Source organism: Ochrobactrum teleogrylli, assembly GCF_006376685.1.
Taxonomy (GTDB): Bacteria; Pseudomonadota; Alphaproteobacteria; order Rhizobiales; family Rhizobiaceae; genus Brucella; species Brucella teleogrylli.
The window spans coordinates 590564-612672 of record NZ_VEWL01000001.1 but is presented as its reverse complement, the minus strand read 5'-3'; the positions used below and the strand labels follow the sequence as shown (position 1 = coordinate 612672).

Here is a 22109-nt window from a genome sequence, read left to right as displayed (position 1 = left end):
TGTCTTACTTGGGCTCAGCCGCGTTCGGCTTGTACTCAAACTTGCCAGCCTTGATCTCGGCGCGGCGCGCTTCCATCTTGGCTTCGGCTTCTGCCGGTGCGACGCCCTTGACGTAGACGATGTCGTTGCCGCCTTCCTTCATCAGGCTGAATGGCGTGTAGTCCTTGCCGGTCGGCTGGGCGGCTTTCACATCTGCAATCGCTGCATTAAGGATTGGGCGGAAGTACCACATTGCATTTGCAAAAATGGTGTCCGGATAGCGCGGTGTATAGTCGATCAGCGAACCGATTGCCTTGATGCCGCGTTCCTTGGCGGCGTCGGCGGTGCCGATGCGTTCGCCGAACAGAATGTCTGCGCCGGAATCGATCTGGGCAAGACCGGCTTCACGCGCCTTCGGCGGATCGAAGAAGGTGCCGATGAAGGATGCAATGAATTTCGCATCCGGGCGGGTTTCCTTCACGCCATCCTGGAAGGCGTTCATCAGCATGTTGACTTCCGGGATCGGCACAGCGCCGACCGAACCGAAAGTGCCCGACTTGCTCATCGCGCCTGCCAGCATGCCTGCAAGATAGGCTGCTTCGAAATTCCAGGTGCCGAACACGCCGAAATTGTCGCCCTGCGGCTTGCCGGAGGAACCCATGACAAAAGTGGTCTGCGGATAATCGCCAGCAACCTGACGCGCTTCGCGTTCGACGGCATAAGATTCGCCGACGATCAGCTTGATGCCCTGTTCGGCATATTCGCGCATGGCGCGGGGATAGTCGCTCGCCGAAACGCCTTCGGAGAAGACATATTCGATGACGCCTTCGTCATTGGCCTGCTTCAGTGCTTCGTGCAGGCGGGAGTTCCAGGCGTTTTCAACCGGCGAGGCGTGAATGCCTGCAACCTTCAGCTTTTCATCCGCTGCGAAAACACGCGTGGAAATCGCAGTTGCGCCCAGTGCCGCAGACATCGCAAGAATGTCGCGGCGGGTGAAGTTCGATAATTTGGCCATTTGGACCCCTCTTAAGGTGGTGTTTGTGCGTGCTTTCCATGCGCGACGGATTGCCCTGCACCCTGATCAGGAGGAGCATAAGCAATGTCTCGTATTTCCGACTAATCTGCCTTTAATTCAAGCGCTTTTATCGGTCGCTTGAAAAACAGGCACTGGTTTGTTGCTGCGTCGTGTTTGTTCAGCCGATGGGTGCGTAATCGGCGCCATCAACCGAAGACGGACGGCCTTCGAGATTGAGCGCACTGACACGCTGCGGCGTTTCAGCAATGATCTTGCCTCGCTTCACGACCGTCAGGCGGTTGGCCTTGAGGCGCAGCGCTTCCAGCGGGTCACGCGCCTGCAACACGACAAAGTCTGCATTGCAGCCCTTTTCAAGACCATAGCCTTCCAGACCGAGCGCCTTGGCCGAATTGACGGTCAGCGCGTCGAAGACCTGTTTTTTGCCTTCGATGGACGTCATCTGCGCCACATGGACCGCCATATGCCCCACTTCCAGCATGTCGCCGGAGCCCATCGAGTACCATGGGTCCATAACACAATCATGACCGAAGGCGACATTAACGCCAGCAGCCATCAGTTCCGGCACGCGGGTCATGCCGCGACGCTTTGGATAGGTGTCGGCGCGTCCTTGCAATGTGATATTGATGAGCGGGTTCGGAATAGCGTTCATCTGCGCTTCCGCAATCAGCGGAATGAGCTTGGAAACATAGTAATTGTCCATGGAATGCATGGATGTGAGGTGCGAGCCCGATACGCGACCCTGAAGCCCGAAACGCACGGTCTGGGCGGCCAGCGTTTCCACATGACGCGACATTGGATCATCGGTTTCGTCGCAATGAATATCGACCGGCAGGCCACGCTCGGCGGCAATCCGGCAGAGCTCTTCCAGCGATGCCGCGCCGTCGGCCATGGTGCGCTCGAAATGCGGGATGCCACCGACAATGTCGAGGCCCATATCGAGCGAGCGGTTGACCAGATCGACCGCGCCGGGCGAGCGGTAATAGCCATCTTGCGGAAAGGCGACGAGTTGCAAATCTATATACGGCTTTACCTTTTCGCGCACCTCAATCATCGCTTCCGCCGTCAGCAGACGCGGATCGCTGACATCGACATGGCTGCGAATGGCCAACAGGCCCTGGCTGACGGCCAGATCGCAATAGCGCAAGGCGCGCTCGACCATGGCTTCAACGGTCAGCATGGGCTTCAGTTCACCCCAGAGCGCGATCCCTTCCAGAAGCGTACCGGAACGGTTGAGACGCGGCAGGCCAAGCGACAGCGTTGCGTCCATATGGAAATGCGGATCGACAAAAGGCGGCGTTACGAGGCGGTTGGAAGCGTCGATTTCCTTGGCAGCTTGATGCTCGCCCTTCGATGGAACGATATCGGTAATCTTGCCGTCCTTGACCAGAATGTCCTGCTTCTCACGACCGTCAGGGAGATTAGCGTTTCTCACAATCAAATCGAACATCGGCAGGCCTCTTAAGTCATTGCAGGAAGATCAAGGCTGTTAAAAAACAGCACATTTCTAAAATGCCTTATACCCTCCGCGCCGTGGGCGCAATGGCGAGCAATGCGTAAGGGGTCGTCATCTACACAGGAACATGATAGGCCGCAAAATCATAGTTGCAGGATTGCCATGTTCACGATCAGTCGCGTTGAAACCTATAGTCAGGAAATCAAGAAAAGTCGGTTTCTGGCCATTGCCGCGCCGGTTGCGAGCGAGCAGGCGGCGAAGGATTTCCTGAGCGAACATTCGGACCTTGCGGCCAGTCACAATTGCTGGGCCTGGCGTATGGGGCAGAACTATCGTTTCAGCGACGACGGTGAGCCAAGCGGCACGGCGGGCAAGCCGATCCTGCAAGCCATTGACAGTCAGCAGCTCGACAATATTGCGGTGGTGGTGATCCGTTGGTTCGGCGGCATTCTGCTCGGTAGCGGCGGCTTGATGCGCGCCTATGGCGGCACGGCGGCGACCTGCCTGCGACAGGCGGAGAAGACCGAGGTGATCCCGATGATCGGCTTTGCCTTTGCCTGCGATTTTTCCGACCACGCGCTGTTGAAAGCGCGGCTGACCGCTGTGGATCATGTCGCGATTGCGCAGGAGAATTTTACGGCAAACGGCGTGGAAATAACCGGCGCAATGCCTATTGCCGCGCAGGATGACCTGTCGCGGCTCGTGACGGACCTGACACGCGGCAAATCCGTCATCACGTTCGACGATTAAAGCTCCCGCTAGACATCAGTTGCGACGATGCGATCAGGTGCGCTTGGTCTCTTCCCCAAGCGCTCCCATCCGATCCTCCGCGAATGCGTCAACAAGACCGTGTGGTGCGTCTTCGCCAAACATCAACCGCACAAGCGCTGCTGCCTCCACCGCAGCCGACCGGCTTCGGGGGAATAGTTCTGCCTCGTATTGAGTGAGCGCAGCCTCTATATCGCCTTGACTTTCAGCGATGGCCTTGCCGAGTTCTGCGCCGTCGAACATCGCAAGATTGGCGCCCTCGCCAGACGGCACCATCAGATGCGCTGCGTCCCCGATCAGGGTTACGCCCGGAACTCTCTTCCAGCTAAAGTGTTCCGGCAACGTGTGAAGGACACGCGCAACCAGCGGCGTATCGCTCTCGGTGATGAGCGCCTTGAGCTCAGGAGCCCAGCCATCGAATTCCTCGGCAGTCGTTGCGATCGCGCTTTCGCGCTTGGAAAAGTCGATCTGCGCGATCCAGTCCTCAGGCTTGTTTAGCGCCACATAGGCATGCAGAACGCCGTCAGGCTCGCGATGCGCCATTATGCCCTTGCCGGGTGAGAGAGCAAACATCGAGCCGCCGCCGACGGCCTTGGCGGTGGCCCGATGGCGAACGTCTACATCACAGAGCCACGTCTCCACGAAAGTCGTTCCGGAATAGGTTGGTTTAACATCCGACAGGCGTGATCGCACCTTCGACCAGGCGCCATCAGCGCCAACGAGAAGATCGGTCGCCACGCTCGAGCCGTTCTCGAAGGTCAGCTGGTGCCGTCCCATACCGAGTGGCTCAACATTTCTAAGCTTGTGACCCCACCGAACGGTTTCCGGCGGAAGCGCTTTCAGCAAGATGCGACGCAGTTCTCCGCGCTGTACTTCCGGGCGGCCTCCCGTGCCGTCGTCCGGATTATCCATCAGAACACACCCGTTCTTGTCCAACACGCGGGTTTGTTGTCCTCCCGCATGGACCAGTTCCAAAAACCTCTCATAGAGGCCGGCGTCGTGGAGCGCGCGCTGGCCGTTGAAGTCGTGGATATCGAGCATGCCGCCCTGTGGTCGGGCATTGTGGGAGGAGTCCGCTTCATAGACCGTCGCCGTAATCCCGTTGACGTACAGAACGCGTGCGAGCATGAGCCCGCCGAGCCCACCGCCGACGATTGCAATATCCATTTGGCTGTTCTCCTTGAATGGAATGCTATTCCATAGTTGGAATATCATTCCATTCATGTCAAGAAGGGCTATGAGAAAAGATGGTAGACGCAGACAGGATATGCTCACGAGGGCGCAGATTATCGATGCAGCCGTCGAGCTTCTGGATAGGAACGGAGAAAGCGGGCTAACGTTTCAGGCGCTTGCAAAGCATCTGAATACCGGCTCCGGCGCGATCTATTGGCACATCAAGAACAAGGCCGCTCTGCTGGTCGCGGCTTGCGATGCCATCGTTGAACCCATTGCCCGTCCGGCTAGCCAAGGCTCTCCGTCTTGCGGGATCCGAGATTTTTCTGGCGCTATTTTCGACGCCATCGACAACAGGCCCTGGATCGGATCTGTCCTCGCTCAGGCACCTGGATCATTGCCCTCGGTTCGCATCATTGAACTCTTTGGCCAGCAAATCCGAAGGATGGGCGTCGCTCCAGCCAAGGAATGGTCGGTCGTCGCTGCTATTCTGAACTACGTTCTGGGCGTTGCCTGCCAAAATGCGGCCAATGCCACGATGGCGCGCAGGCTCGAGCTCGACCGGGAACAGTTCTTGGGTGAAATGGCGGAAGAATGGTCGCGTCTCGACGCCGCAATCTTCCCGTTTACGCAGGACATTTCCAGTCAACTATCGGCGCATGATGACCGTGACGATTTTCTCACCGGGGTCGATCTCATCCTTGCTGGCATTCAGCAGAGCCTAGATACCGCCCTTGGATGAATATTGCTGGCGCTTGTTTTCATACATCAGGAGATCGGCGCGTTTGGCGACGGCTTCGAGCGTTTCTCCCGGCGTGGTGGTTGCCGTGCCGATGGACAGGTTGAGCTGCAATTGGGAATAGTACTGATTGTTGATTTCAACCAGCCGCTTGATGTCTTCCACCATGGCTTCCGCGCCGCGCTCATCCACATAAGGCAGCACAATTGCAAATTCGTCGCCGCCGATCCGCGCGGCATGGCCGGGCAGCTTGACCGCTTCGTTCAGAACTTCGCCGATACGGCGCAGCAATCCGTCGCCTGACGCATGTCCCCAAAGATCATTGGCCGACTTCAGGCCATTCAGATCGATGATGATGATAGAAACGGGCAGGTGGCCCTTCCGCTCCAGCCGATTAAGCTCATCCACATAAAAGGCGCGGTTGTGCAGCTTGGTCAGCACGTCGTGCTTGCCGAGATATTCCAGATAGGCTTCAGCCTTCTTGCGCGCTGTGATATCCGTCAGCGCCACCTGCACCAGCGACCAGTCATTTTCATGGCCGGGCAGAACCGAGAACTGCAACAGAACGTGCCGTTCGGTGCCATCCAGCGCGTAGTTGATTACCTCGCGGCGCTGGAACAGAATGCCATTCCACAGGTCGATCAGCTGCTCACGGAAATGCGCTTCCATTTCTCCGCGCAGAATCTGCGGCAGGGATTGCAGCAATGTCTGTTTGTCGGGTGCGAGGAAAAGCTCCAGCGTCTCGTTGTTGATTTCCAGCACGCGGATTTCGCTCATGCACTGGCGCACAAATTCCGGGTGCACATCGGTGAACACGCGGAAATCGACAATGCCGCGCTGGCGCACATCGTCCATCAGTTCCTTGATGCGGCTGAAATCCTCAACCCACAGCGAAACCGGCGAATGCTCGAACAGGCCTTGCGCATGACGCTTGTGGCGATCCTGCTCGCGCATCGCGTTCTCGCGTGCGGTCACGTCCTCAATCGACAGGAGGACACGATCCCAGCTTTGTTCGTGACCGGGCAGGATACGGCCCTTCAGCTGAATATCGATGCGCCGGCCTTCTAGCGAATAGTTGATCGTGTTGCTGTAGAACGTGTCGGAGCCGTTCCAGAGCTGCACCATCTCGTCGATATGCGGTTCCAGCATATCGTCGCGGAAAACGCGCTCCAGATTGGTGACGAGGTGATCGATATCCTTCGCCTCGAACAGCGAAAGCGTCTTGCGGTTAACCGCGAGAACCCGGATGTGACTCGTGCAGATGCGAAGACGGCTAGTGTCTTCCATCAGAAAAGTCTTAAGGTCAGTGATGCCTTCCGACCGCCATGTATCGAACTGCTTGCGAAGACCGCTATAGTCTTCAAGCCAAAGAGAAATAGGAGCCAGATCGAAGATGCTGGCTTTGTCGTTCACGGCCGTCTCGATGTTCATTAGGTTCCCGCTTTTAACACCACCCTATTGCGAGGCGGCAATAAAATATCAGGGGCGCCTTATATTATGAAAGTGTTGAATAGACCAGCGGCTTTGAAGTCACAGCGATGCAATATTTATAACACTAAATAAGAAAATGCTGTTTCTTTGTGAGCCGGACGGCTTTGCCTTTTAGCTATCTGCACGAAAGACATAGGCTTTGTGTGCAGCGCTTATTGAAATTCGCCATTGCCATCACCATTCTGGCTTTTGCACATTATTCCACGCCAAATGTGGTTCATTTTCCTTGCGAACGAAGCAAAATTTTACGAGGTGTCTGGTATGAAAACCTGGAAGTGGTTGCATGAAACGAATTGAGTTGATGATTGAGAACATCATTCTGGCCTCGCGTTGGCTGTTGGTGGTTTTCTATCTGGGTTTGGCCATTGCCTTGGCCATTTATGCCGTATCTTTTGCGGGTAAGCTTTTCGATTTCGCCAGCAAGGCCACGTCGCTGAACGACACCGATACGATCCTGAAAATATTGGGGCTGATCGATGCGGCGCTGATTGCCAGCCTCGTGGTGATGGTGATCATTTCCGGCTATGAAAATTTTGTCAGCCGCTTCGATCAGGCGGGCGACGAGGTGCACTGGTTGGGCACGATTGATGCCGGTTCGCTCAAGATCAAGGTCGCATCGACGATTGTGGCCATCTCGTCGATCCATCTTTTGCAGATATTCCTGAATGCCACGACCTATACGTCGAACCAGCTTATGTGGTTCACGATCATACATCTGGCCTTCGTCGTGTCTGCGCTGTTCCTTGCCTATATCGACAAGCTCACAGCCAAGGATAAGGGCAAGGCCAAAGGCAAGATCGAACCCAATATCTGATAGGCCTTCCCGGCATCAATATAGATCAAAAAAGCCCGGCACTGCCGGGCTTTTTATTTTTCTGGATGCTAATAAAGGGAATTTGATCGCAATCAATGAAATCAAGCCGCTGGCGTGGGTTGATAGCGCCGGGACGTGTTCCATATCGCCTATGGGATGCGTTGCATTGCCATTCATCAAATCACTCAGGAAAGGATGAATCATGTCGGCTAACACCAAGGTTGCGCTCGTCACCGGTGCGGCACAGGGCATCGGTCGGGGCATCGCCCTTCGGCTGGCCAAGGACGGTTTCGATATCGCTCTGGTCGATCTCAAGGCGGACAAGCTCAATGCTGTCAAAAAAGAGGTGGAAGCCTTGGGCCGCAAGGCGTCCACATTCTCAGCCGATGTCAGCAAGCGCGACGATGTCTATGCCGCTATCGACCATGCGGAAAAGGAACTGGGCGGTTTCGACGTGATCGTCAACAATGCCGGTATCGCGCAGGTTCAGCCGATTGCGGATGTGAAGCCGGAAGAGGTCGAGCGTATTTTCCGCATCAATGTCGATGGTGTGCTCTGGGGCATTCAGGCGGCTGCCGCCAAGTTCAAGGCGCGCAACCAGAAGGGCAAGATCATCAATGCTTCGTCCATTGCCGGTCATGATGGTTTTGCGATGCTCGGTGTTTATTCCGCCACAAAATTCGCCGTTCGTGCGCTGACGCAGGCCGCAGCCAAGGAATATGCCAGCGCGGGCATTACCGTGAACGCCTATTGCCCCGGCATCGTGGGCACCGACATGTGGGTGGAAATCGACGAACGTTTCGCCGAGATTACCGGCGCGCCGAAAGGTGAAACCTATAAGAAATATGTCGACGGCATTGCGCTTGGTCGCGCGCAGACGCCGGACGATGTGGCATCTCTCGTCTCTTTCCTGGCGAGTCCGGATTCCGACTACATCACCGGTCAGGCCATCCTGACCGATGGCGGTATCGTCTACCGTTGATCCTACGGAGAGCGGGAAGATACCCCGCGCTTTCGCACGTGGGGTATCTGTCATTTATCCGGAAGCACCCTGTGTTAAACTGACCTCCTTGAAAGAGGAGAGCGCTGCCCATGACACGTTTGACGGCAAAAGACTTCCCGCAGGAACTGCTCGAGCTTTACGACTTTTACGCGCATGGCAAGATCACCAAACGCCAGTTTCTCGACCGGGCCGCAAAGTTCGCCGTCGGCACGATGACGGCAACCGCTATATTGGCATCGCTCAGCCCGGATTACGCCATGGCGCAGCAGGTTGAGTTTACCGATCCTGATATTCTGGCCGAATACATCACCTATCCATCACCGGAGGGCACCGGTCAGGTACGCGCCTATCTTGTCCGTCCTGCGAAGGTGCAGGGCAAGGTTCCGGCGGTCGTGGTGGTGCATGAGAACCGCGGCCTCAACCCTTATATCGAGGATGTCGCGCGCCGTGTGGCCAAGGCCGGTTTCATCGCATTGGCACCGGATGGTCTTACATCGGTCGGCGGCTATCCCGGCAATGACGAAAAGGGCCGCGAATTGCAGCAGCAGGTCGACCCAACCAAGCTGATGAACGACTTCTTCGCTGCCGTCGATTTCATGATGAAAAGCGATCTGACCACCGGCAAGGTTGGGATCACCGGCTTCTGCTATGGCGGTGGCGTTGCCAATGCGGCAGCAGTCGCCTTTCCCGAACTGGCCGCTGCCGTGCCGTTTTATGGTCGGCAGGCACCGAAAGACGAGGTTTCGCGCATCAAGGCGCCAATCTTGCTTCATTATGCCGAGTTGGACACGCGTATCAACGAAGGCTGGCCGGCCTATGAAGAAGCGCTGAAAAAGAACGGCAAGACCTACGAGGCCTATATCTATCCGGGCGTCAATCACGGCTTCCACAATGATTCCACCCCACGCTATGACGAGGCCGCCGCCAAGCTCGCCTGGGACAGAACAATCGCCTGGTTTAGGCGCTATCTGGCGTGATCAGGCCTTGGATTTAACCGCCTTGACGACATGTACGATGCCGACAATGACGGCCCCGATCAGGATGGCGAGCACTGCTTGCAGGAAAGACGTTGCGATCCACTCCAGAACGCCGCCGAAGCTGCTGCCTTCGGTCGGCAGATGGGCGACGATGTTGTGAATGAATTCCTCGACGCTGTGAACGCCGATCGATGCCAGACCGTGAACGATGATGCTGCCGCCAACCCAGAGCATGGCGACGGTGCCCACGGTGCTGAGCACCTTGAGCACGACGGGCATACCCGCAACCAGACCCTTGCCGAACCGCTTACCAAAACCGGTATGGGCATTGCGGGCAAGCGCGACACCCATGTCATCGAGCTTGACGATAAAGCCGACAACGCCATAAACGGCGAAGGTGATCAGGACGGCGACACAAACAAGGATCGCCGCCTGCGTATAGACATTCGAAGGCGGCAGACCGGCAAGCGTGAGTGCCATGATCTCCGCTGACAGGATGAAGTCGGTTCGGATGGCCCCGCTCACAGTTGTCGCTTCAATTTCCTTCGCGGTGGTGGCCTTTGTTTCCGCTTGTTCCTCATCCTTATGCGGCACGAAAAACTCGACCAGCTTTTCCGTGCCCTCAAATGCGAGATAGGCGCCGCCGATCATCAGAAGCGGCATGATGAGACCGGGCGCGAAATAGCTGAAGATCAGCGCCAGCGGCAGCAGAAAGATCAGCTTGTTGCGCAGCGAACCCTTGGTGATTTTCCAGATGACCGGCAATTCCCGTTCCGGCTTCAGACCAACGACATATTTCGGCGTCACCGCCGTATCATCAATCACAATACCTGCCGCCTTGGCGCTGGCCTTCGCGGTTTGTCCTGCCACATCATCCAAAGAGGCCGCCGCCATTTTTGCGATTGCTGCCACGTCATCGAGAAGTGCAAACAAGCCGGACGCCATGGGAGGCCTTTCTTTGTCATTGCGATAAAGGTTAGCTAAACTTTGTAGGGGGCCTCAGTCCAGCACCTATTGGCAGGGATAGCTAATTGTATTCGATCTGGAGACAATCTGTGTATGATTGTCAATATATCCAGATGCATTCCGATCATTATATCTTGCTGCAACACAACAGGAGAGATCGCCATGCTTAATCAGATCAAAGGCCTCCACCACGTTACGTCGTTGGCAGCAGATGCCAGTTCGAACAACAAGTTCTTCACAGATGTGCTGGGATTACGCCGCGTCAAGAAGACCGTGAACTTCGATGATCCGAGCGTTTATCACCTCTATTATGGCGATGAAGTCGGCACGCCGGGCACCGTCATGACCTATTTCCCCTTTCCCGGCATTCAGCGCGGTCGCGATGGTACGGGCGAGGTGGGAACAACCGTTTTTGCAGTCCCGCAAGGCTCGCTCGGTTTCTGGAAGGATCGCTTCGCGCAATCCGCCGTCACTGTCGAATCGGAAGATGAAGCTTTTGGCGAAAAGCGCGTCTTCTTCCGCGGCCCCGATGGCGACAGTTTCGCTCTGGTGGAAGTGAAGGACGATCCGCGTGAGCCTTGGGCGCATGAAGGCATCGATGCCGATCACGCCATTCGCGGCTTTCATTCGGTTTCGATGCGCTTGCGTGACGAGGGCGCGACTTCGGAACTGCTCAACTATATGGGCTATCAGAAACTGGACGCGAAGGATGGCATCACTCGCCTTATCATGCCGGAAGGCAACGGAGCTGGTGTGATCGATCTTCAGACCTTGCCTTCTGTCGGCCGTAACCAGCAGGGAGCAGGTTCGGTGCACCACGTCGCCTTTGCGGTCGAAAACCGCGAAAAGCAGCTCGAAGTTCGCAAGGCCCTGATGGATACCGGCTATAATGTCACGCCAGTGATCGACCGCGATTATTTCTGGGCGATCTACTTCCGGACACCGGGTGGTGTTCTGTTCGAAGTCGCAACAAACGAACCCGGCTTTGATCGCGACGAAGACACCGCGCATTTGGGCGAAGCTCTGAAGCTGCCGTCGCAGCACCAGCATCTTCGTGCTTATCTCGAAGAACATCTCGACAAGATTTAAGCGCGAGCAGGAGACAGATTATGACCATTCAGACCTACGTGCACCGGCTGAAGGCCGGTGCGGTCGGCGCGCCGCTGTTCATTGTCTTTCACGGCACCGGCGGCGATGAAAATCAGTTCTTCGGTTTGGCCGAACAGCTTTTGCCGGAGGCGACCATTGTTTCCCCGCGCGGCGACGTGTCGGAATTTGGTGCGGCCCGCTTCTTCCGCCGAACGGGTGAGGGTGTCTATGACATGCCAGACCTTGCCCGCGCCACGGACAAAATGGCTGCGTTTATCGCCGCTCTGGTCGAAGAGTATCAGCCGTCGGAAGTGATCGCTTTGGGTTATTCCAACGGGGCCAATATCATGGCCAATCTGCTGATCGAGAAAGGCAGGATATTTGACAAGGCAGTGCTTCTGCATCCGCTTATCCCGTTCAAACCAGCGAATAATCCGGGGTTGGAAGGCGTGAAAATCCTGATGACGGCTGGCCGAATGGACCCGATCTGCCCGCCGGATTTCACGGAGGCGCTCGCGCACTACTTTGAAAGCCAGAAGGCCGACGTCGATCTTGTCTGGCATCCGGGCGGTCATGAACTGCGCCAGACCGAGCTGACGGCTGTGCAGGAATTCCTCGGTTAACCAAACTCATCACCGCCATTCGTCAGGATGGCGGTGATTTCTGTATCTGCGCAACTCCAGCATGACCCTTGATTTTATCAATATATATTATATGTAAGCGTATATTGAATTTGGAGTTGCCTCATGGATAGTGTTACGGGCACCAATGCCGTCATGTCGCGCCAGCAGATGGAAAATCGTGCGGGCGAAGTGGCCGAATTGCTGCGCACCCTGTCGCATCCGGCCCGTCTGATGCTGGCCTGTGCGCTGGCGGAAAAAGAATATTCGGTTGGTGAATTGGAACATGGGCTTGGCATTCGTCAGCCGACCCTGTCGCAGCAACTCGGCGTGCTGCGTGAATCCGGCATCGTCGAGACCCGGCGGGAAGCCAAGCAGATTTTCTATCGCCTGACGGAAACCAAGGCCGCGCAGCTCATCGAGGCGCTGTATGGCATCTTCTGTCATGAGGCGCCTAAGGGAGATTTGTCATGATGATCTATCTCCAGTCGCTGGCAGGCGGCATGATTCTCGGTGCAGCGGCGATTTTTCTTCTGATTTTCAATGGTCGCATTGCCGGTATCAGCGGTATCGTCGGCAGATTGCTGAACGGAAGTCAGGCCGCGCTCAATGCAGCTTTCGTTCTTGGCCTCATTCTCGGCCCCGTGGTCTACGCCGCGCTTTTCGGGAGCTTCCCGGTAACAACCATTTCGGCTTCCTGGCCGATTATCGTCGTCGCCGGTCTTCTGGTCGGCATTGGAACGCGCATGGGCTCGGGCTGCACATCTGGCCACGGTATCCTCGGCATGGCCCGCTTTTCCAAACGTTCCATCGCTGCGACAATCACCTTCCTGATAACTGGTGTCGCGGCGGCGACCCTCACGGGAGTTCTGCTATGAAAAGGTTCGCTTATTACCGGCTCGCGGCAGCGCTTTTCGCAGGCGCGCTATTCGGGTTCGGATTGTCGCTTTCAGGCATGATCGACCCGTCACGCGTGCAGGGCTTTTTGAATATCGCAAGCGGTCACTGGGATCCCAGCCTTGCATTCGTGCTCGGTGGCGCTCTTCTGGTCGCCATCCCGGGCGTAATGCTACAGCGTAAGCTGGCAAAGCCGGTGCTGGATGACAGCTTTCACCTCCCCGAAAAGACCCAGATCGACCGGCCTCTGCTGTTTGGCTCGGCGCTGTTCGGTCTAGGCTGGGGACTGGCCGGCTTCTGCCCGGGACCTGCGGTCGCAGCCTTGTCTATCGGCTTGCCGCAGGTCTGGTTATTCGTGGCCGCCATGGCGGCAGGCATGGTCATCCACGACCGTTTTGGGAAGGCTTAAAGTCCGCGAGCAATCACCAGTCGCTGAACTTCGCTCGTGCCTTCATAAATCTGGCAGACGCGCACATCGCGATAGATGCGCTCAACCGGATAATCGGCAAGGTAGCCATAGCCGCCGTGAATCTGGATGGCGGCGGAACAGACTTCCTCTGCCATTTCCGACGCCACGAGCTTGGCCATCGAGGCTTCCGTCAGGCAGGGTTTGCCCGCCTCGCGCAAGGCTGCGGCGTGCAGGACCATCTGGCGGGCTGTTTCAATCTTCGTCGCCATATCGGCAATACGGAAGGCGACGGCCTGATGTTCGGCAATCGGCTTGCCGAAGGTGATGCGCTCTTTGGCATAGTCGCGGGCTCCTTCGAAAGCGGCGCGCGCCATGCCCACGGCCTGCGCGGCAATGCCGATGCGTCCGCCTTCAAGATTGGCAAGCGCTATTTTATAGCCTTCGCCTTCCGCGCCCAGCCGGTTTTCCACTGGCACGCGCATATTGGTGAAAGCCAGCGCGCAGGTATCGGATGAATGCTGGCCGAGCTTGTGTTCGACCGTCATGACCTCGTAGCCTGGTGTGTCGGTCGGCACGATAAAGGCCGAAATGCCCTTCTTGCCCGCAGCCGGGTCGGTAACCGCAAAGACAATCACCACACTGCCATTCTTGCCGGACGTGATGAATTGCTTGGAGCCGTCGATCACATAATGATCGCCATCAAGCCGGGCGCGGGTTTTCAGCGCCGACGCATCGGAACCAGCCTGCGGTTCAGTCAAAGCAAAGCCGCCAATCCATTCACCCGATGCCATTTTGGGTAGAAAACGGCGCTTTTGATCTTCTGTGCCGAAACGCAGGATCGGCGCGCAACCGACCGATGAGTGCACGGAAACGATGGTGGAGCAGGCGCCGTCGCCTGCGGCGATTTCTTCCAGAGCCAGCGCATAGGCCACCATGCCGAGGTCGGAGCCGCCCCATTCTTCCGGCACAAGCATGCCGAGAAAGCCAAGCTCGCCCATCTCGGAAAGTTCTGTGCGCGGGAAAGCATGTTCCCGGTCACGCTTTGCCGCGCCCGGCGCAAGACGCTCCTGCGCGAAATCGCGGACGGCGTCGCGGATCTGCTCCTGCGTATCGGTCAGAAGCATCACACGATCCTTTCAATGCCGATTGAGGTGGCTTCGCCGCCGCCGAGGCAGATACCAGCCACGCCGCGTTTTAGGCCATGCGTTTCAAGTGCGGCGAGCAGCGTCACCAGAATGCGCGCGCCGGAAGCGCCGATCGGGTGGCCGAGCGCGCAAGCGCCGCCATGAATGTTGACTTTATCATGCGGCAGGTCGAGATCGCGCATGGCCGCCATGGTGACGACAGCGAAAGCCTCATTGATCTCGAACAGATCGACATCCTTGAGGTTCCAGCCGATCTTTTCCGAAAGCTTGCTGATTGCGCCGATAGGCGCGGTCGCGAAAAGGTTCGGCTTGTCGGCATAGGTCGCATGACCAACCAGTACCGCGCGCGGGGTCAAGCCGCGCTTCTCCGCTTCCGATGCGCGCATCAGGACGAGCGCCGCAGCGCCATCGGAAATCGACGAGGAATTGGCCGCCGTTACTGTGCCGCCATCGCGGAATGCAGGGCGCAGCGAGGGGATTTTGTCGAGCTTCGCCTTGCCGGGCTGTTCGTCAATCGAGACCTGCACCTCGGCGCGCCCGGACTTCACCGTGACGGGCGTGATCTCTGCCGCGAACAGACCGTCCTTGATGGCCTTTTGGGCGCGGGTCAGCGAGGCAATGGCGAATTCGTCCTGCGCCTCACGGGTGAACTGGTAGGCTTCCGCGCAATCTTCCGCAAAAGTGCCCATCAGGCGGCCCTTGTCATAGGCATCCTCAAGACCGTCGAGGAACATATGATCCAGAATCTGGCCGTGGCCCATGCGATAGCCGCCACGCGCCTTGGGCAGCAGGTAGGGCGAGTTGGTCATGCTTTCCATACCGCCCGAAACGATCACATTTGCCGAACCGGCCAGCAGAAGATCATGCGCCAGCATGGTGGCTTTCATGCCCGAACCGCACATTTTGTTGACGGTCGTGGCCCCGGTCGAAACGGGCAGACCGGCCTTGATCGAAGCCTGACGGGCCGGGGCCTGTCCCTGACCGGCAGGCAGGACACAGCCCATCAAAACTTCTTCGACAGCTTCTGGTGCCAGACCCGCACCGGCCAGCGCGCCGCTGATTGCTGCCGCGCCGAGATCGGTCGCCTGCGCGCCGGAAAAGTCGCCCTGAAAGCCGCCCATGGGGGTGCGGGTTGCGCCGACAATGACAATAGGATCGCTGTGGGACATGATTATTCCTCGCTTCCTGATGATGAATTTATTTCGCAGCCATGCGCAGCGCACCGTCGAGACGGATGACTTCGCCGTTGAGCATCTGGTTTTCCGCAATGTGGCGCACGAGCGCTGCATATTCCGCCGGGCGTCCAAGCCGCGACGGGAACGGCACCGATGCGCCGAGCGCGTCCTGCACGTCCTGCGGCATGCCTGCCATCATCGGTGTCTCGAAAATGCCGGGGGCAATCGTCATGACGCGAATGCCGTGGCGCGCCAGTTCACGCGCGACAGGCAAGGTCATGGCCGCAACGCCGCCCTTCGAGGCGGAGTAGGCGGCCTGTCCGATCTGGCCGTCAAAGGCGGCAACCGAGGCGGTGTTGATGATCAATCCGCGTTCGCCGCCATCGCCCGGTTCATTCTTTGCCATGGCTTCGGCTACCAGCCGCAGCATGTTGAAGGTTCCGATCAGATTGATCGAAATGGTGCGCGCAAAACTGTCGAATTTGTGTGGACCTTCGCGGCCTAGCACCTTTTCGCCCGGCGCAATGCCTGCGCAATTGACGAGCGCATCGATACGGCCAAAAGCCTTGAGCGCGGCAGCAATGGCAGCTTGTCCATCTGCCTCGCTGGTCACGTCGGTGCGCTGGAACATAGCGGCTGCACCAAGCGCTTTCGCCGCCGCTTCACCCGCTTCCGTGTTGACATCCAGAAGGGCTACCTTGCCGCCAGCTTCGACAACCATCCTGGCCACAGCTGCGCCGAGACCTGAGCCCGCGCCGGTGATCAGAAATACCCGATCTTGAATCTGCATAATTGTACCTCAGGCTGTTGTCTGTTGCTGTTTGTCGATTTCTGCCTTGCGCAGCAGAAAGCGCTGGATTTTTCCGCTTGGCGTTTTCGGCAGCTCGCTGACGAAATCGATCTCGCGCGGATAGGCATGGGCGGAAAGCCGTTTCTTCACATGTTGCGCCAGTTCTTCGGCAAGCGCGGGCGTGCCTTCCTGTCCGGGTGCCAGAATGACGAATGCCTTGACGATTTCGGTGCGTTGCGGATCAGGAACGCCGACGACCGCCGCCTCATTGACCGCCGGATGTTCCAGCAGGGCGCTTTCCACGTCGAACGGTCCGATGCGATAGCCGGATGAGGTGATGACATCATCGGCACGACCAATGAAGCTGACGGAACCGTCGTCTTCGAATTCCACCGTATCGCCGGTGCGGTAATAGCCGCCTGCAATGGCTGGTGTTTCCTGCTTGTAATAACCGAAAAACCAGAGCAGTGGCGATTTTGCGATATCGATGGCGAGAACACCCGGCTGGTTCGGGCCGAGTTCATTTCCGGCCTCATCCAGAACCGCGACGCGATAGCCCGGCATGGCATAGCCCGCCGAACCCTGACGCACGGCATGTTCAAGACCGTGGTGATTGTTGACCACCATGCCGAGTTCCGTCTGTCCGTAATGGTCGTGGATCGGCGCGCCGAGATTGGCGTCGAACCAGCGGATCACTTCCGGATTGAGTGGCTCGCCCGCACTGGAAACCACGCGCAGACGTCCCTTGATCCGGGCCGCTGCTTCCGGGCCCGCCGCCATCAGCAGGCGAAAGGCGGTTGGCGAACCGGCCAGACTGGTGACGCCCAGACGTTCGATAATGTCGTAGGTGCTTTCGGCGTTGAAACCGCCTTCGTAAAGCGTGGTGGCGATGCCCAGTTGCAGTGGGCCCGTGACGGCATAGTAAAGTCCATAGGCCCAGCCGGGATCGGCAATATTCCAGAAAATGTCGTCGGAACGCAGGCCCACGGCTTCACGCATATAGGCGCCAAAGGCGAGAAGCGCGAAAAGCGGAACCGGCACGCCTTTTGGCAGGCCAGCCGTGCCGGAGGTGGACATCATCATGAAAAGATCATCACCCTTGCGCATGACAGGCGGACAATCGGTGGAGGCAGCGGCGAGCGCTGCGCGGAAATCGATATCACCGGCAGGTGCGGTTTCGTCGGGCGCAAGTATCGTTGCGACCTGCGGGCAATTTTCGACTTCGTCAAGCTTGCTGCGATTGGCAAGATTGGTCACGACCAGTTTTGCATCGCTTGTCTTGAGGCGGTGTTCGATGGCCTTTGGACCGAAAGCGGTGAAGAGCGGCTGATATATAGCGCCGATACGCCAGGCACCGAGAATGGTTGCAACAAGTTCCGGTGTGCGGGGCAGGAGGCCAGCAACGACATCGCCCGCACTGACGCCTGCATTCTTCAGCACGTCGCCGACTTTTGCGGAAAGATCGCGCAATTCTTCAAAGGTGAGTTCTGTCAGCTGGCCGTCGGCGGAAATGGCGCGCAGCGCTACCCGGTTTTCGCCGACATAACGGTCGCAGCATTCCACGCAGGCATTGAGGCCGGTGTCGGGATGGCCCGCAAGCTGTGTGATGGCATGATCGAGTTCAAACTTTGCCACGGCATCATCATAACGCACACGCTGCGTGAAAGCAGACGCTTCAGTCATTCCGGTATTCCTCCCAGACTAGTCACTGCAGCGCCAAGCTCCTCTAGAAACGCTGCGAGGAAGAGGTTAATCCCTCAATCATTGCAAACAATGACATTAGAGGTCTTAATTGATGATCGTTTTTGCAATAGAGTTCAGTCCATGGAACGCCATAATATCACACCCGGCTTCGTTGAAGATGCTTTGGAAAGCGTGCGCCAGCGTGGCATCGATACCGCGCCATTGATGGCGGCAGTCGGCCTGCCGGATAGACTGACCGAGCCGGTCACGAATATCCAATACGGTCGCCTGTGGTGGCTGATTGCCGAGACGATAGACGATGAGTTCTTCGGTCTTGCAGCCCGGCCGATGCGGCCCGGCAGTTTCAATCTTCTCTGTCACGCCGTCTTGCATGCGGGCACTCTGGAGCGTGCCTTGCGTCGTGCCCTACAGTTTTTGAATGTCGTGCTGGACGATCCGCGTGGCGAATTGCGCATCCGAGACGGCATGGCGCATGTGGTGCTGACGGATGCAGGCTCGCCGCGTCCGGCCTTTGCCTATCGCGCCTATTGGCTGATCCTGATGGGCGTGGCCTGCTGGCTCGTGGGGAGGCGCATCCCGTTGCGAACACTCGATTTCGCCTGTCCGGCACCCGTGGACCGGCAGGATTATCGAAAATTCTTCGGCGCGCCGGTGCTGTTCGATCAGCCCGCAACACGACTGGTTTTCGATTCATCCTATCTCGCTTTGCCGATAATTCGCAGCGATGTGGCGCTCGAAAATTTTCTGCGTGAGGCTCCGGCCAATATCCTGATCCGCTATCGCCACGATCACGATATTTCCTCACGGGTTCGCACACATCTGAGTCAGATGCCTGCGCAGGAATGGCCTTCATTCAAAGATATCGCCGTACAGCTGAAAATGTCCGCCCCGACGCTGCGACGCAGGCTGAAGGCCGAAGGGCAAAGCTTTGGAACGATCAAGGACGAGTTGCGCTTCGTAACAGCGCAGCAACTGTTGCAGGAGGACAGGCTGACCGTTGCGGAAGTGGCTGCCGAACTCGGCTATAGCGAGCCCAGCGCATTCTATCGCGCCTTTCAAAAATGGATCGGGCAAAGCCCCGGCACATTCAGAAAAATCGAGCCTTCCCAATAAAGGCCAGCGGGTGCAAGCGCATCTGCTCCAACTTTTTTGCGAATGAAAGCGTTAATATCTGTACCCGGCGGTTCTCCGGTGTTAAAGCACCCGCGCAACAAGAACTGGCGGCCTCCCACCGCGCAAGCAGCTGACATATCCGAAAATATCGTATTGACGACAGATTTGGCTTCATTCATGTCGTAATCCGACCGTTTGCTGTTCCAGCCTGGAAACCCTGACAATGACCGAACGTCTTTCTTTCGCCCGTGATCGCATCAATGTTCTTCTTCTCGAAGGCATCAATCCGACTGCCGTTGAATACTTCAAATCCTCCGGCTACACGAATGTCACGCATCTGCCCAAGGCGCTGGACAAAGCCGATCTGATTGAAGCGATTTCGCATGCGCATATCATCGGTATCCGCTCGCGCACGCAGCTGACCGAAGAAATCTTCGCCGCAGCGAACCGTCTGGTTGCTGTCGGCTGCTTTTCCGTTGGCACCAATCAGGTCGATCTGAAAGCGGCCCGCAAGCGCGGCATCCCGGTTTTCAACGCGCCGTTTTCCAATACGCGCTCGGTTGCAGAACTGGTGATCGGCGAGATCATCATGCTGATGCGTCGCATTTTCCCGCGGTCGGTATCGGCTCATGCCGGCGGCTGGGATAAGACTGCGACCGGCAGCCGCGAAGTGCGCGGCAAGACGCTCGGCATTATCGGATACGGCAATATTGGCTCGCAGGTCGGCAATCTGGCCGAAAGCCTCGGCATGACCGTTCGCTACTACGACACATCCGACAAGCTGCAATATGGCAATGTGAAGCCAACGGCGACACTCGACGAATTGCTGAAGATTTCCGATGTCGTCAGCCTGCATGTACCGTCGAACAAGTCCACGTCGAAGCTCATCACCGAAGCACGACTGCGCAAGATGAAGAAGGGCGCCTTCCTCATCAACAATGCGCGTGGCACGGTTGTCGATCTGGATGCGCTGGCAAAAGTTCTTCAGGAAGGCCATCTTGCCGGTGCGGCAATCGACGTTTTCCCGGTCGAGCCTGCTTCCAACAACGACAAGTTCGTTTCACCGATTCAGGGCATCGAGAATGTCATTCTGACGCCGCATATTGGCGGTTCGACGGAAGAAGCGCAGGAGCGCATCGGCATCGAAGTGACGCGCAAGCTGATCGAATATTCCGATGTTGGCTCGACGCTGGGCGCCGTGAACTTCCCGCAGGTTCAGCTTCCGCCGCGCCCGACCGGCACGCGCTTCATGCATGTGCATGAAAACCGTCCGGGCATCCTCAACAGCCTGATGAACATTTTCTCCACGCATGGCATCAACATCGCCAGCCAGTTTCTGCAGACGGATGGCGAAGTGGGCTATCTCGTGATGGAAGCCGATGGCGTCGGCGAAGCCAGCGACGACATTCTGAACGCCATGCGCGAAATTCCCGGCACCATTCGCGCGCGTCTTTTGTACTAACAGTCAAAACAGCTGTTTTAATTCTATGACGGCGTACCCCGATGCGCCGTCATATTCGTTTCAAGAAACTGTATTATATGCCCGGCAAATAAGGACTTTTTGCCATGCAGTTTTTAAAGACATTTGATCTTTTTCCTTTTCTGGATACGGTCGTCAGCCTGACCGCAGCATTCATTTTCGGCACGCTGATCGGCGCGGAACGCCAGTATCGGCAGCGAACAGCCGGACTGCGCACCAACGCTCTGGTGGCGCTCGGCGCTGCCGCTTTCGTCGACCTTGCGGTACGTATTGCCGGGGCACCGGAGTCCACGCGTGTGATTGCCTATGTCATTTCGGGTATCGGCTTTCTCGGCGCAGGCGTCATCATGAAAGAGGGCATGAATGTGCGCGGCCTCAACACTGCCGCGACGCTCTGGTGCTCGGCAGCAGTGGGCGCATTTGCGGGAACCGACATGGTTGCCGAAGCTGCGTTGCTCACGGTTTTTATCCTGTTCGGCAACACGCTTCTGCGGCACCTCGTCAATCTCATCAGCCGCATCCCGATCCATGAACGCGCCTTGGAGCAAACTTACGAAGTGCGCGTCATCGCTTCTCATGACGGGATGGAGGAACTGCGCGAATTGCTGGTCGAACGGCTGGAAGACGCGAAATATCCCGTCAGCGACGTGGAGATCACTGATCGCAACCCGAAAACCGTGGAGATACTGGCAACCCTGGTCAGCACATCCATCGAGCCGGATGAAATCGAGGCAGTCACTGCTTTCATGGAAAAGCAGAACGGCGTTTTCTATGCGGGCTGGGAAGGCAGTTCGAAGGACTGACGCTCGAAGGCTATGCGCTTATCGGTCGATGCGCGTGGAAAGCACAATGGACGACATGGTGCGTTCCACGCCTTCCAGCGCGCCGATCCTGTCGAGAACTGCGTCCAGTTCCTGAATAGAGGGCGCTTCAACCACGACAATCATGTCGAAATGACCGCTGACGGAATGGAGCGTTCTGACCGTCATCATGCCGCGCAGCGCGGTTTCAACCTTTGGCGCTAGTTTGGGCAGTGCTGTCACTAGCACATGGGCGCGCACCAGATCGCGCTCGAATTCCGGTGCGATTCGAACGGTATAGCCCTCGATGACGCCCTGCTTTTCCAGCTTTTCGATGCGGCTTTGCACAGTTGTTCGCGAGACGCCCAGGCGCCGGGCGAGCTCGGCTGTGGAAGCGCGCGCGTTTTCACGAAGGAGGGCGATGAGGTTCAGGTCTGCATTTGTCGGCATAATGCATAATTATTACGGCATAATGTGCAAATAAACAA

The 22109-nt window shown here is 57.3% G+C and carries 24 protein-coding genes; 13 read left to right on the top strand and 11 right to left on the bottom strand.

The annotated features are described in order from the left end of the window. Positions 1 to 4: 4 nt before the first annotated feature. Both FIC94_RS02700 and FIC94_RS02695 read right to left on the bottom strand, forming a co-directional pair. Complete coding sequence (locus FIC94_RS02700; RefSeq protein ID WP_121538283.1) at positions 5 to 994, bottom strand: BMP family protein; 990 nt, start codon at positions 992 to 994, stop codon at positions 5 to 7. Positions 995 to 1172: 178 nt separating this feature from the next. Next, on the bottom strand, positions 1173 to 2462 hold the full coding sequence (locus FIC94_RS02695) for an amidohydrolase family protein (protein ID WP_140023828.1): 1290 nt from the start codon (positions 2460 to 2462) through the stop codon (positions 1173 to 1175). Positions 2463 to 2630: 168 nt separating this feature from the next. Between FIC94_RS02695 and FIC94_RS02690 the strand changes: the two genes are divergently transcribed. Continuing rightward, positions 2631 to 3218, top strand: coding sequence for an IMPACT family protein (locus FIC94_RS02690; protein ID WP_140023827.1), 588 nt, complete (start codon positions 2631 to 2633; stop codon positions 3216 to 3218). A gap of 33 nt (positions 3219 to 3251) precedes the next feature. On the opposite strand, the gene FIC94_RS02685 is transcribed toward FIC94_RS02690, so the two are convergent. Continuing rightward, positions 3252 to 4403 carry an FAD-dependent oxidoreductase gene (locus FIC94_RS02685; protein WP_140023826.1) on the bottom strand — a complete coding sequence of 384 codons (1152 nt, stop codon included), beginning with the start codon at positions 4401 to 4403 and terminating at the stop codon, positions 3252 to 3254. A gap of 100 nt (positions 4404 to 4503) precedes the next feature. Between FIC94_RS02685 and FIC94_RS02680 the strand changes: the two genes are divergently transcribed. Beyond that, positions 4504 to 5151 (top strand): TetR/AcrR family transcriptional regulator, encoded by a 648-nt coding sequence (locus FIC94_RS02680; protein ID WP_235891940.1) that lies wholly within the window; start codon positions 4504 to 4506, stop codon positions 5149 to 5151. On the opposite strand, the gene FIC94_RS02675 is transcribed toward FIC94_RS02680, so the two are convergent. Continuing rightward, positions 5131 to 6579, bottom strand: a complete 1449-nt coding sequence (locus FIC94_RS02675) for a sensor domain-containing diguanylate cyclase (RefSeq protein WP_140023825.1) — start codon at positions 6577 to 6579, stop codon at positions 5131 to 5133. The two genes, FIC94_RS02680 and FIC94_RS02675, sit on opposite strands and share 21 nt — an antisense overlap. A gap of 343 nt (positions 6580 to 6922) precedes the next feature. On the opposite strand from FIC94_RS02675, the gene FIC94_RS02670 reads away from it, so the two are divergent. Then, a complete protein-coding gene (locus FIC94_RS02670) occupies positions 6923 to 7453 on the top strand; it encodes a TIGR00645 family protein (RefSeq protein ID WP_109367302.1) in 531 nt (176 codons plus the stop codon). Between the two features lie 15 nt (positions 7454 to 7468). Here the strand turns inward: FIC94_RS02670 and FIC94_RS02665 are convergent, their stop codons facing one another. Next, positions 7469 to 7657, bottom strand: a complete 189-nt coding sequence (locus tag FIC94_RS02665; RefSeq protein ID WP_140023824.1) for a hypothetical protein — start codon at positions 7655 to 7657, stop codon at positions 7469 to 7471. Here FIC94_RS02665 and FIC94_RS02660 point away from each other — a divergent pair. Together FIC94_RS02660 and yghX are read left to right on the top strand one after the other, a co-directional pair. Then, positions 7656 to 8435 (top strand): acetoin reductase, encoded by a 780-nt coding sequence (locus FIC94_RS02660; protein ID WP_140023823.1) that lies wholly within the window; start codon positions 7656 to 7658, stop codon positions 8433 to 8435. The genes FIC94_RS02665 and FIC94_RS02660 overlap by 2 nt on opposite strands. Before the next feature lie 110 nt (positions 8436 to 8545). Beyond that, positions 8546 to 9433: a YghX family hydrolase gene (gene yghX, locus FIC94_RS02655; protein ID WP_121538294.1), complete on the top strand. Its 888-nt coding sequence runs from the start codon at positions 8546 to 8548 to the stop codon at positions 9431 to 9433. Here yghX and FIC94_RS02650 read toward each other — a convergent pair whose 3' ends face one another. Continuing rightward, complete coding sequence (locus FIC94_RS02650; RefSeq protein WP_140023822.1) at positions 9434 to 10378, bottom strand: DUF808 domain-containing protein; 945 nt, start codon at positions 10376 to 10378, stop codon at positions 9434 to 9436. Positions 10379 to 10561: 183 nt separating this feature from the next. Here FIC94_RS02650 and FIC94_RS02645 point away from each other — a divergent pair, with 183 nt between their 5' ends. The 5 genes from FIC94_RS02645 to FIC94_RS02625 all read left to right on the top strand — a co-directional run bounded on the left by FIC94_RS02645 (position 10562) and on the right by FIC94_RS02625 (position 13414). After that, on the top strand, positions 10562 to 11488 hold the full coding sequence (locus FIC94_RS02645) for a VOC family protein (protein WP_140023821.1): 927 nt from the start codon (positions 10562 to 10564) through the stop codon (positions 11486 to 11488). Positions 11489 to 11508: 20 nt separating this feature from the next. After that, positions 11509 to 12111 carry an alpha/beta hydrolase gene (locus FIC94_RS02640; protein ID WP_140023820.1) on the top strand — a complete coding sequence of 201 codons (603 nt, stop codon included), beginning with the start codon at positions 11509 to 11511 and terminating at the stop codon, positions 12109 to 12111. A gap of 123 nt (positions 12112 to 12234) precedes the next feature. Continuing rightward, positions 12235 to 12582: a sulfite-sensing transcriptional repressor BigR gene (gene bigR / locus FIC94_RS02635; RefSeq protein WP_140023819.1), complete on the top strand. Its 348-nt coding sequence runs from the start codon at positions 12235 to 12237 to the stop codon at positions 12580 to 12582. Next, complete coding sequence (locus tag FIC94_RS02630; RefSeq protein ID WP_140023818.1) at positions 12579 to 12986, top strand: YeeE/YedE family protein; 408 nt, start codon at positions 12579 to 12581, stop codon at positions 12984 to 12986. Before bigR ends, FIC94_RS02630 begins: the two co-directional genes overlap by 4 nt. After that, the gene (locus FIC94_RS02625; RefSeq protein WP_140023817.1) at positions 12983 to 13414 is read left to right on the top strand and encodes a YeeE/YedE family protein; all 432 of its coding nucleotides are present in this window, start codon (positions 12983 to 12985) and stop codon (positions 13412 to 13414) included. The genes FIC94_RS02630 and FIC94_RS02625 overlap by 4 nt, the downstream gene beginning before the upstream one ends. Here FIC94_RS02625 and FIC94_RS02620 read toward each other — a convergent pair. From FIC94_RS02620 to FIC94_RS02605, 4 genes are read right to left on the bottom strand one after another with little or no spacing between them, the layout of a single operon-like run. After that, positions 13411 to 14538 carry an acyl-CoA dehydrogenase family protein gene (locus tag FIC94_RS02620; RefSeq protein ID WP_140023816.1) on the bottom strand — a complete coding sequence of 376 codons (1128 nt, stop codon included), beginning with the start codon at positions 14536 to 14538 and terminating at the stop codon, positions 13411 to 13413. The genes FIC94_RS02625 and FIC94_RS02620 overlap by 4 nt on opposite strands. Continuing rightward, on the bottom strand, positions 14538 to 15728 hold the full coding sequence (locus FIC94_RS02615; RefSeq protein WP_140023815.1) for an acetyl-CoA C-acyltransferase: 1191 nt from the start codon (positions 15726 to 15728) through the stop codon (positions 14538 to 14540). Before FIC94_RS02615 ends, FIC94_RS02620 begins: the two co-directional genes overlap by 1 nt. 28 nt (positions 15729 to 15756) lie before the next feature. Continuing rightward, the gene (locus FIC94_RS02610) at positions 15757 to 16524 is read right to left on the bottom strand and encodes a 3-hydroxyacyl-CoA dehydrogenase (RefSeq protein ID WP_109367313.1); all 768 of its coding nucleotides are present in this window, start codon (positions 16522 to 16524) and stop codon (positions 15757 to 15759) included. A 9-nt stretch (positions 16525 to 16533) separates the two neighbouring features. Continuing rightward, positions 16534 to 18207: an acyl-CoA synthetase gene (locus FIC94_RS02605; RefSeq protein ID WP_140023814.1), complete on the bottom strand. Its 1674-nt coding sequence runs from the start codon at positions 18205 to 18207 to the stop codon at positions 16534 to 16536. A 141-nt stretch (positions 18208 to 18348) separates the two neighbouring features. On the opposite strand from FIC94_RS02605, the gene FIC94_RS02600 reads away from it, so the two are divergent. From FIC94_RS02600 to FIC94_RS02590, 3 genes are all read left to right on the top strand, one after another. Next, positions 18349 to 19341, top strand: coding sequence for an AraC family transcriptional regulator (locus FIC94_RS02600; protein ID WP_140023813.1), 993 nt, complete (start codon positions 18349 to 18351; stop codon positions 19339 to 19341). 223 nt (positions 19342 to 19564) lie between these two features. Then, complete coding sequence (serA, locus tag FIC94_RS02595; protein ID WP_109367316.1) at positions 19565 to 20803, top strand: phosphoglycerate dehydrogenase; 1239 nt, start codon at positions 19565 to 19567, stop codon at positions 20801 to 20803. Between the two features lie 104 nt (positions 20804 to 20907). Then, the gene (locus FIC94_RS02590; RefSeq protein ID WP_109367317.1) at positions 20908 to 21624 is read left to right on the top strand and encodes an MgtC/SapB family protein; all 717 of its coding nucleotides are present in this window, start codon (positions 20908 to 20910) and stop codon (positions 21622 to 21624) included. 18 nt (positions 21625 to 21642) lie between these two features. Here FIC94_RS02590 and FIC94_RS02585 read toward each other — a convergent pair whose 3' ends face one another. Beyond that, positions 21643 to 22071: an Lrp/AsnC family transcriptional regulator gene (locus tag FIC94_RS02585; RefSeq protein ID WP_078336932.1), complete on the bottom strand. Its 429-nt coding sequence runs from the start codon at positions 22069 to 22071 to the stop codon at positions 21643 to 21645. Positions 22072 to 22109 lie beyond the last annotated feature (38 nt).

Excerpts from the sequence above, each read along its gene's own strand:
- FIC94_RS02700 (WP_121538283.1), bottom strand. The coding sequence starts at position 994 with ATGGCCAAATTATCGAACTTCACCCGCCGCGACATTCTTGCGATGTCT.
- FIC94_RS02695 (WP_140023828.1), bottom strand. The coding sequence starts at position 2,462 with ATGTTCGATTTGATTGTGAGAAACGCTAATCTCCCTGACGGTCGTGAG.
- FIC94_RS02690 (WP_140023827.1), top strand. The coding sequence starts at position 2,631 with ATGTTCACGATCAGTCGCGTTGAAACCTATAGTCAGGAAATCAAGAAA.
- FIC94_RS02685 (WP_140023826.1), bottom strand. The coding sequence starts at position 4,403 with ATGGATATTGCAATCGTCGGCGGTGGGCTCGGCGGGCTCATGCTCGCA.
- FIC94_RS02680 (WP_235891940.1), top strand. The coding sequence starts at position 4,504 with ATGCTCACGAGGGCGCAGATTATCGATGCAGCCGTCGAGCTTCTGGAT.
- FIC94_RS02675 (WP_140023825.1), bottom strand. The coding sequence starts at position 6,579 with ATGAACATCGAGACGGCCGTGAACGACAAAGCCAGCATCTTCGATCTG.
- FIC94_RS02670 (WP_109367302.1), top strand. The coding sequence starts at position 6,923 with ATGAAACGAATTGAGTTGATGATTGAGAACATCATTCTGGCCTCGCGT.
- FIC94_RS02660 (WP_140023823.1), top strand. The coding sequence starts at position 7,656 with ATGTCGGCTAACACCAAGGTTGCGCTCGTCACCGGTGCGGCACAGGGC.
- FIC94_RS02665 (WP_140023824.1), bottom strand. The coding sequence starts at position 7,657 with ATGATTCATCCTTTCCTGAGTGATTTGATGAATGGCAATGCAACGCAT.
- yghX (WP_121538294.1), top strand. The coding sequence starts at position 8,546 with ATGACACGTTTGACGGCAAAAGACTTCCCGCAGGAACTGCTCGAGCTT.
- FIC94_RS02650 (WP_140023822.1), bottom strand. The coding sequence starts at position 10,378 with ATGGCGTCCGGCTTGTTTGCACTTCTCGATGACGTGGCAGCAATCGCA.
- FIC94_RS02645 (WP_140023821.1), top strand. The coding sequence starts at position 10,562 with ATGCTTAATCAGATCAAAGGCCTCCACCACGTTACGTCGTTGGCAGCA.
- FIC94_RS02640 (WP_140023820.1), top strand. The coding sequence starts at position 11,509 with ATGACCATTCAGACCTACGTGCACCGGCTGAAGGCCGGTGCGGTCGGC.
- bigR (WP_140023819.1), top strand. The coding sequence starts at position 12,235 with ATGGATAGTGTTACGGGCACCAATGCCGTCATGTCGCGCCAGCAGATG.
- FIC94_RS02630 (WP_140023818.1), top strand. The coding sequence starts at position 12,579 with ATGATGATCTATCTCCAGTCGCTGGCAGGCGGCATGATTCTCGGTGCA.
- FIC94_RS02625 (WP_140023817.1), top strand. The coding sequence starts at position 12,983 with ATGAAAAGGTTCGCTTATTACCGGCTCGCGGCAGCGCTTTTCGCAGGC.
- FIC94_RS02620 (WP_140023816.1), bottom strand. The coding sequence starts at position 14,538 with ATGCTTCTGACCGATACGCAGGAGCAGATCCGCGACGCCGTCCGCGAT.
- FIC94_RS02615 (WP_140023815.1), bottom strand. The coding sequence starts at position 15,728 with ATGTCCCACAGCGATCCTATTGTCATTGTCGGCGCAACCCGCACCCCC.
- FIC94_RS02610 (WP_109367313.1), bottom strand. The coding sequence starts at position 16,524 with ATGCAGATTCAAGATCGGGTATTTCTGATCACCGGCGCGGGCTCAGGT.
- FIC94_RS02605 (WP_140023814.1), bottom strand. The coding sequence starts at position 18,207 with ATGACTGAAGCGTCTGCTTTCACGCAGCGTGTGCGTTATGATGATGCC.
- FIC94_RS02600 (WP_140023813.1), top strand. The coding sequence starts at position 18,349 with ATGGAACGCCATAATATCACACCCGGCTTCGTTGAAGATGCTTTGGAA.
- serA (WP_109367316.1), top strand. The coding sequence starts at position 19,565 with ATGACCGAACGTCTTTCTTTCGCCCGTGATCGCATCAATGTTCTTCTT.
- FIC94_RS02590 (WP_109367317.1), top strand. The coding sequence starts at position 20,908 with ATGCAGTTTTTAAAGACATTTGATCTTTTTCCTTTTCTGGATACGGTC.
- FIC94_RS02585 (WP_078336932.1), bottom strand. The coding sequence starts at position 22,071 with ATGCCGACAAATGCAGACCTGAACCTCATCGCCCTCCTTCGTGAAAAC.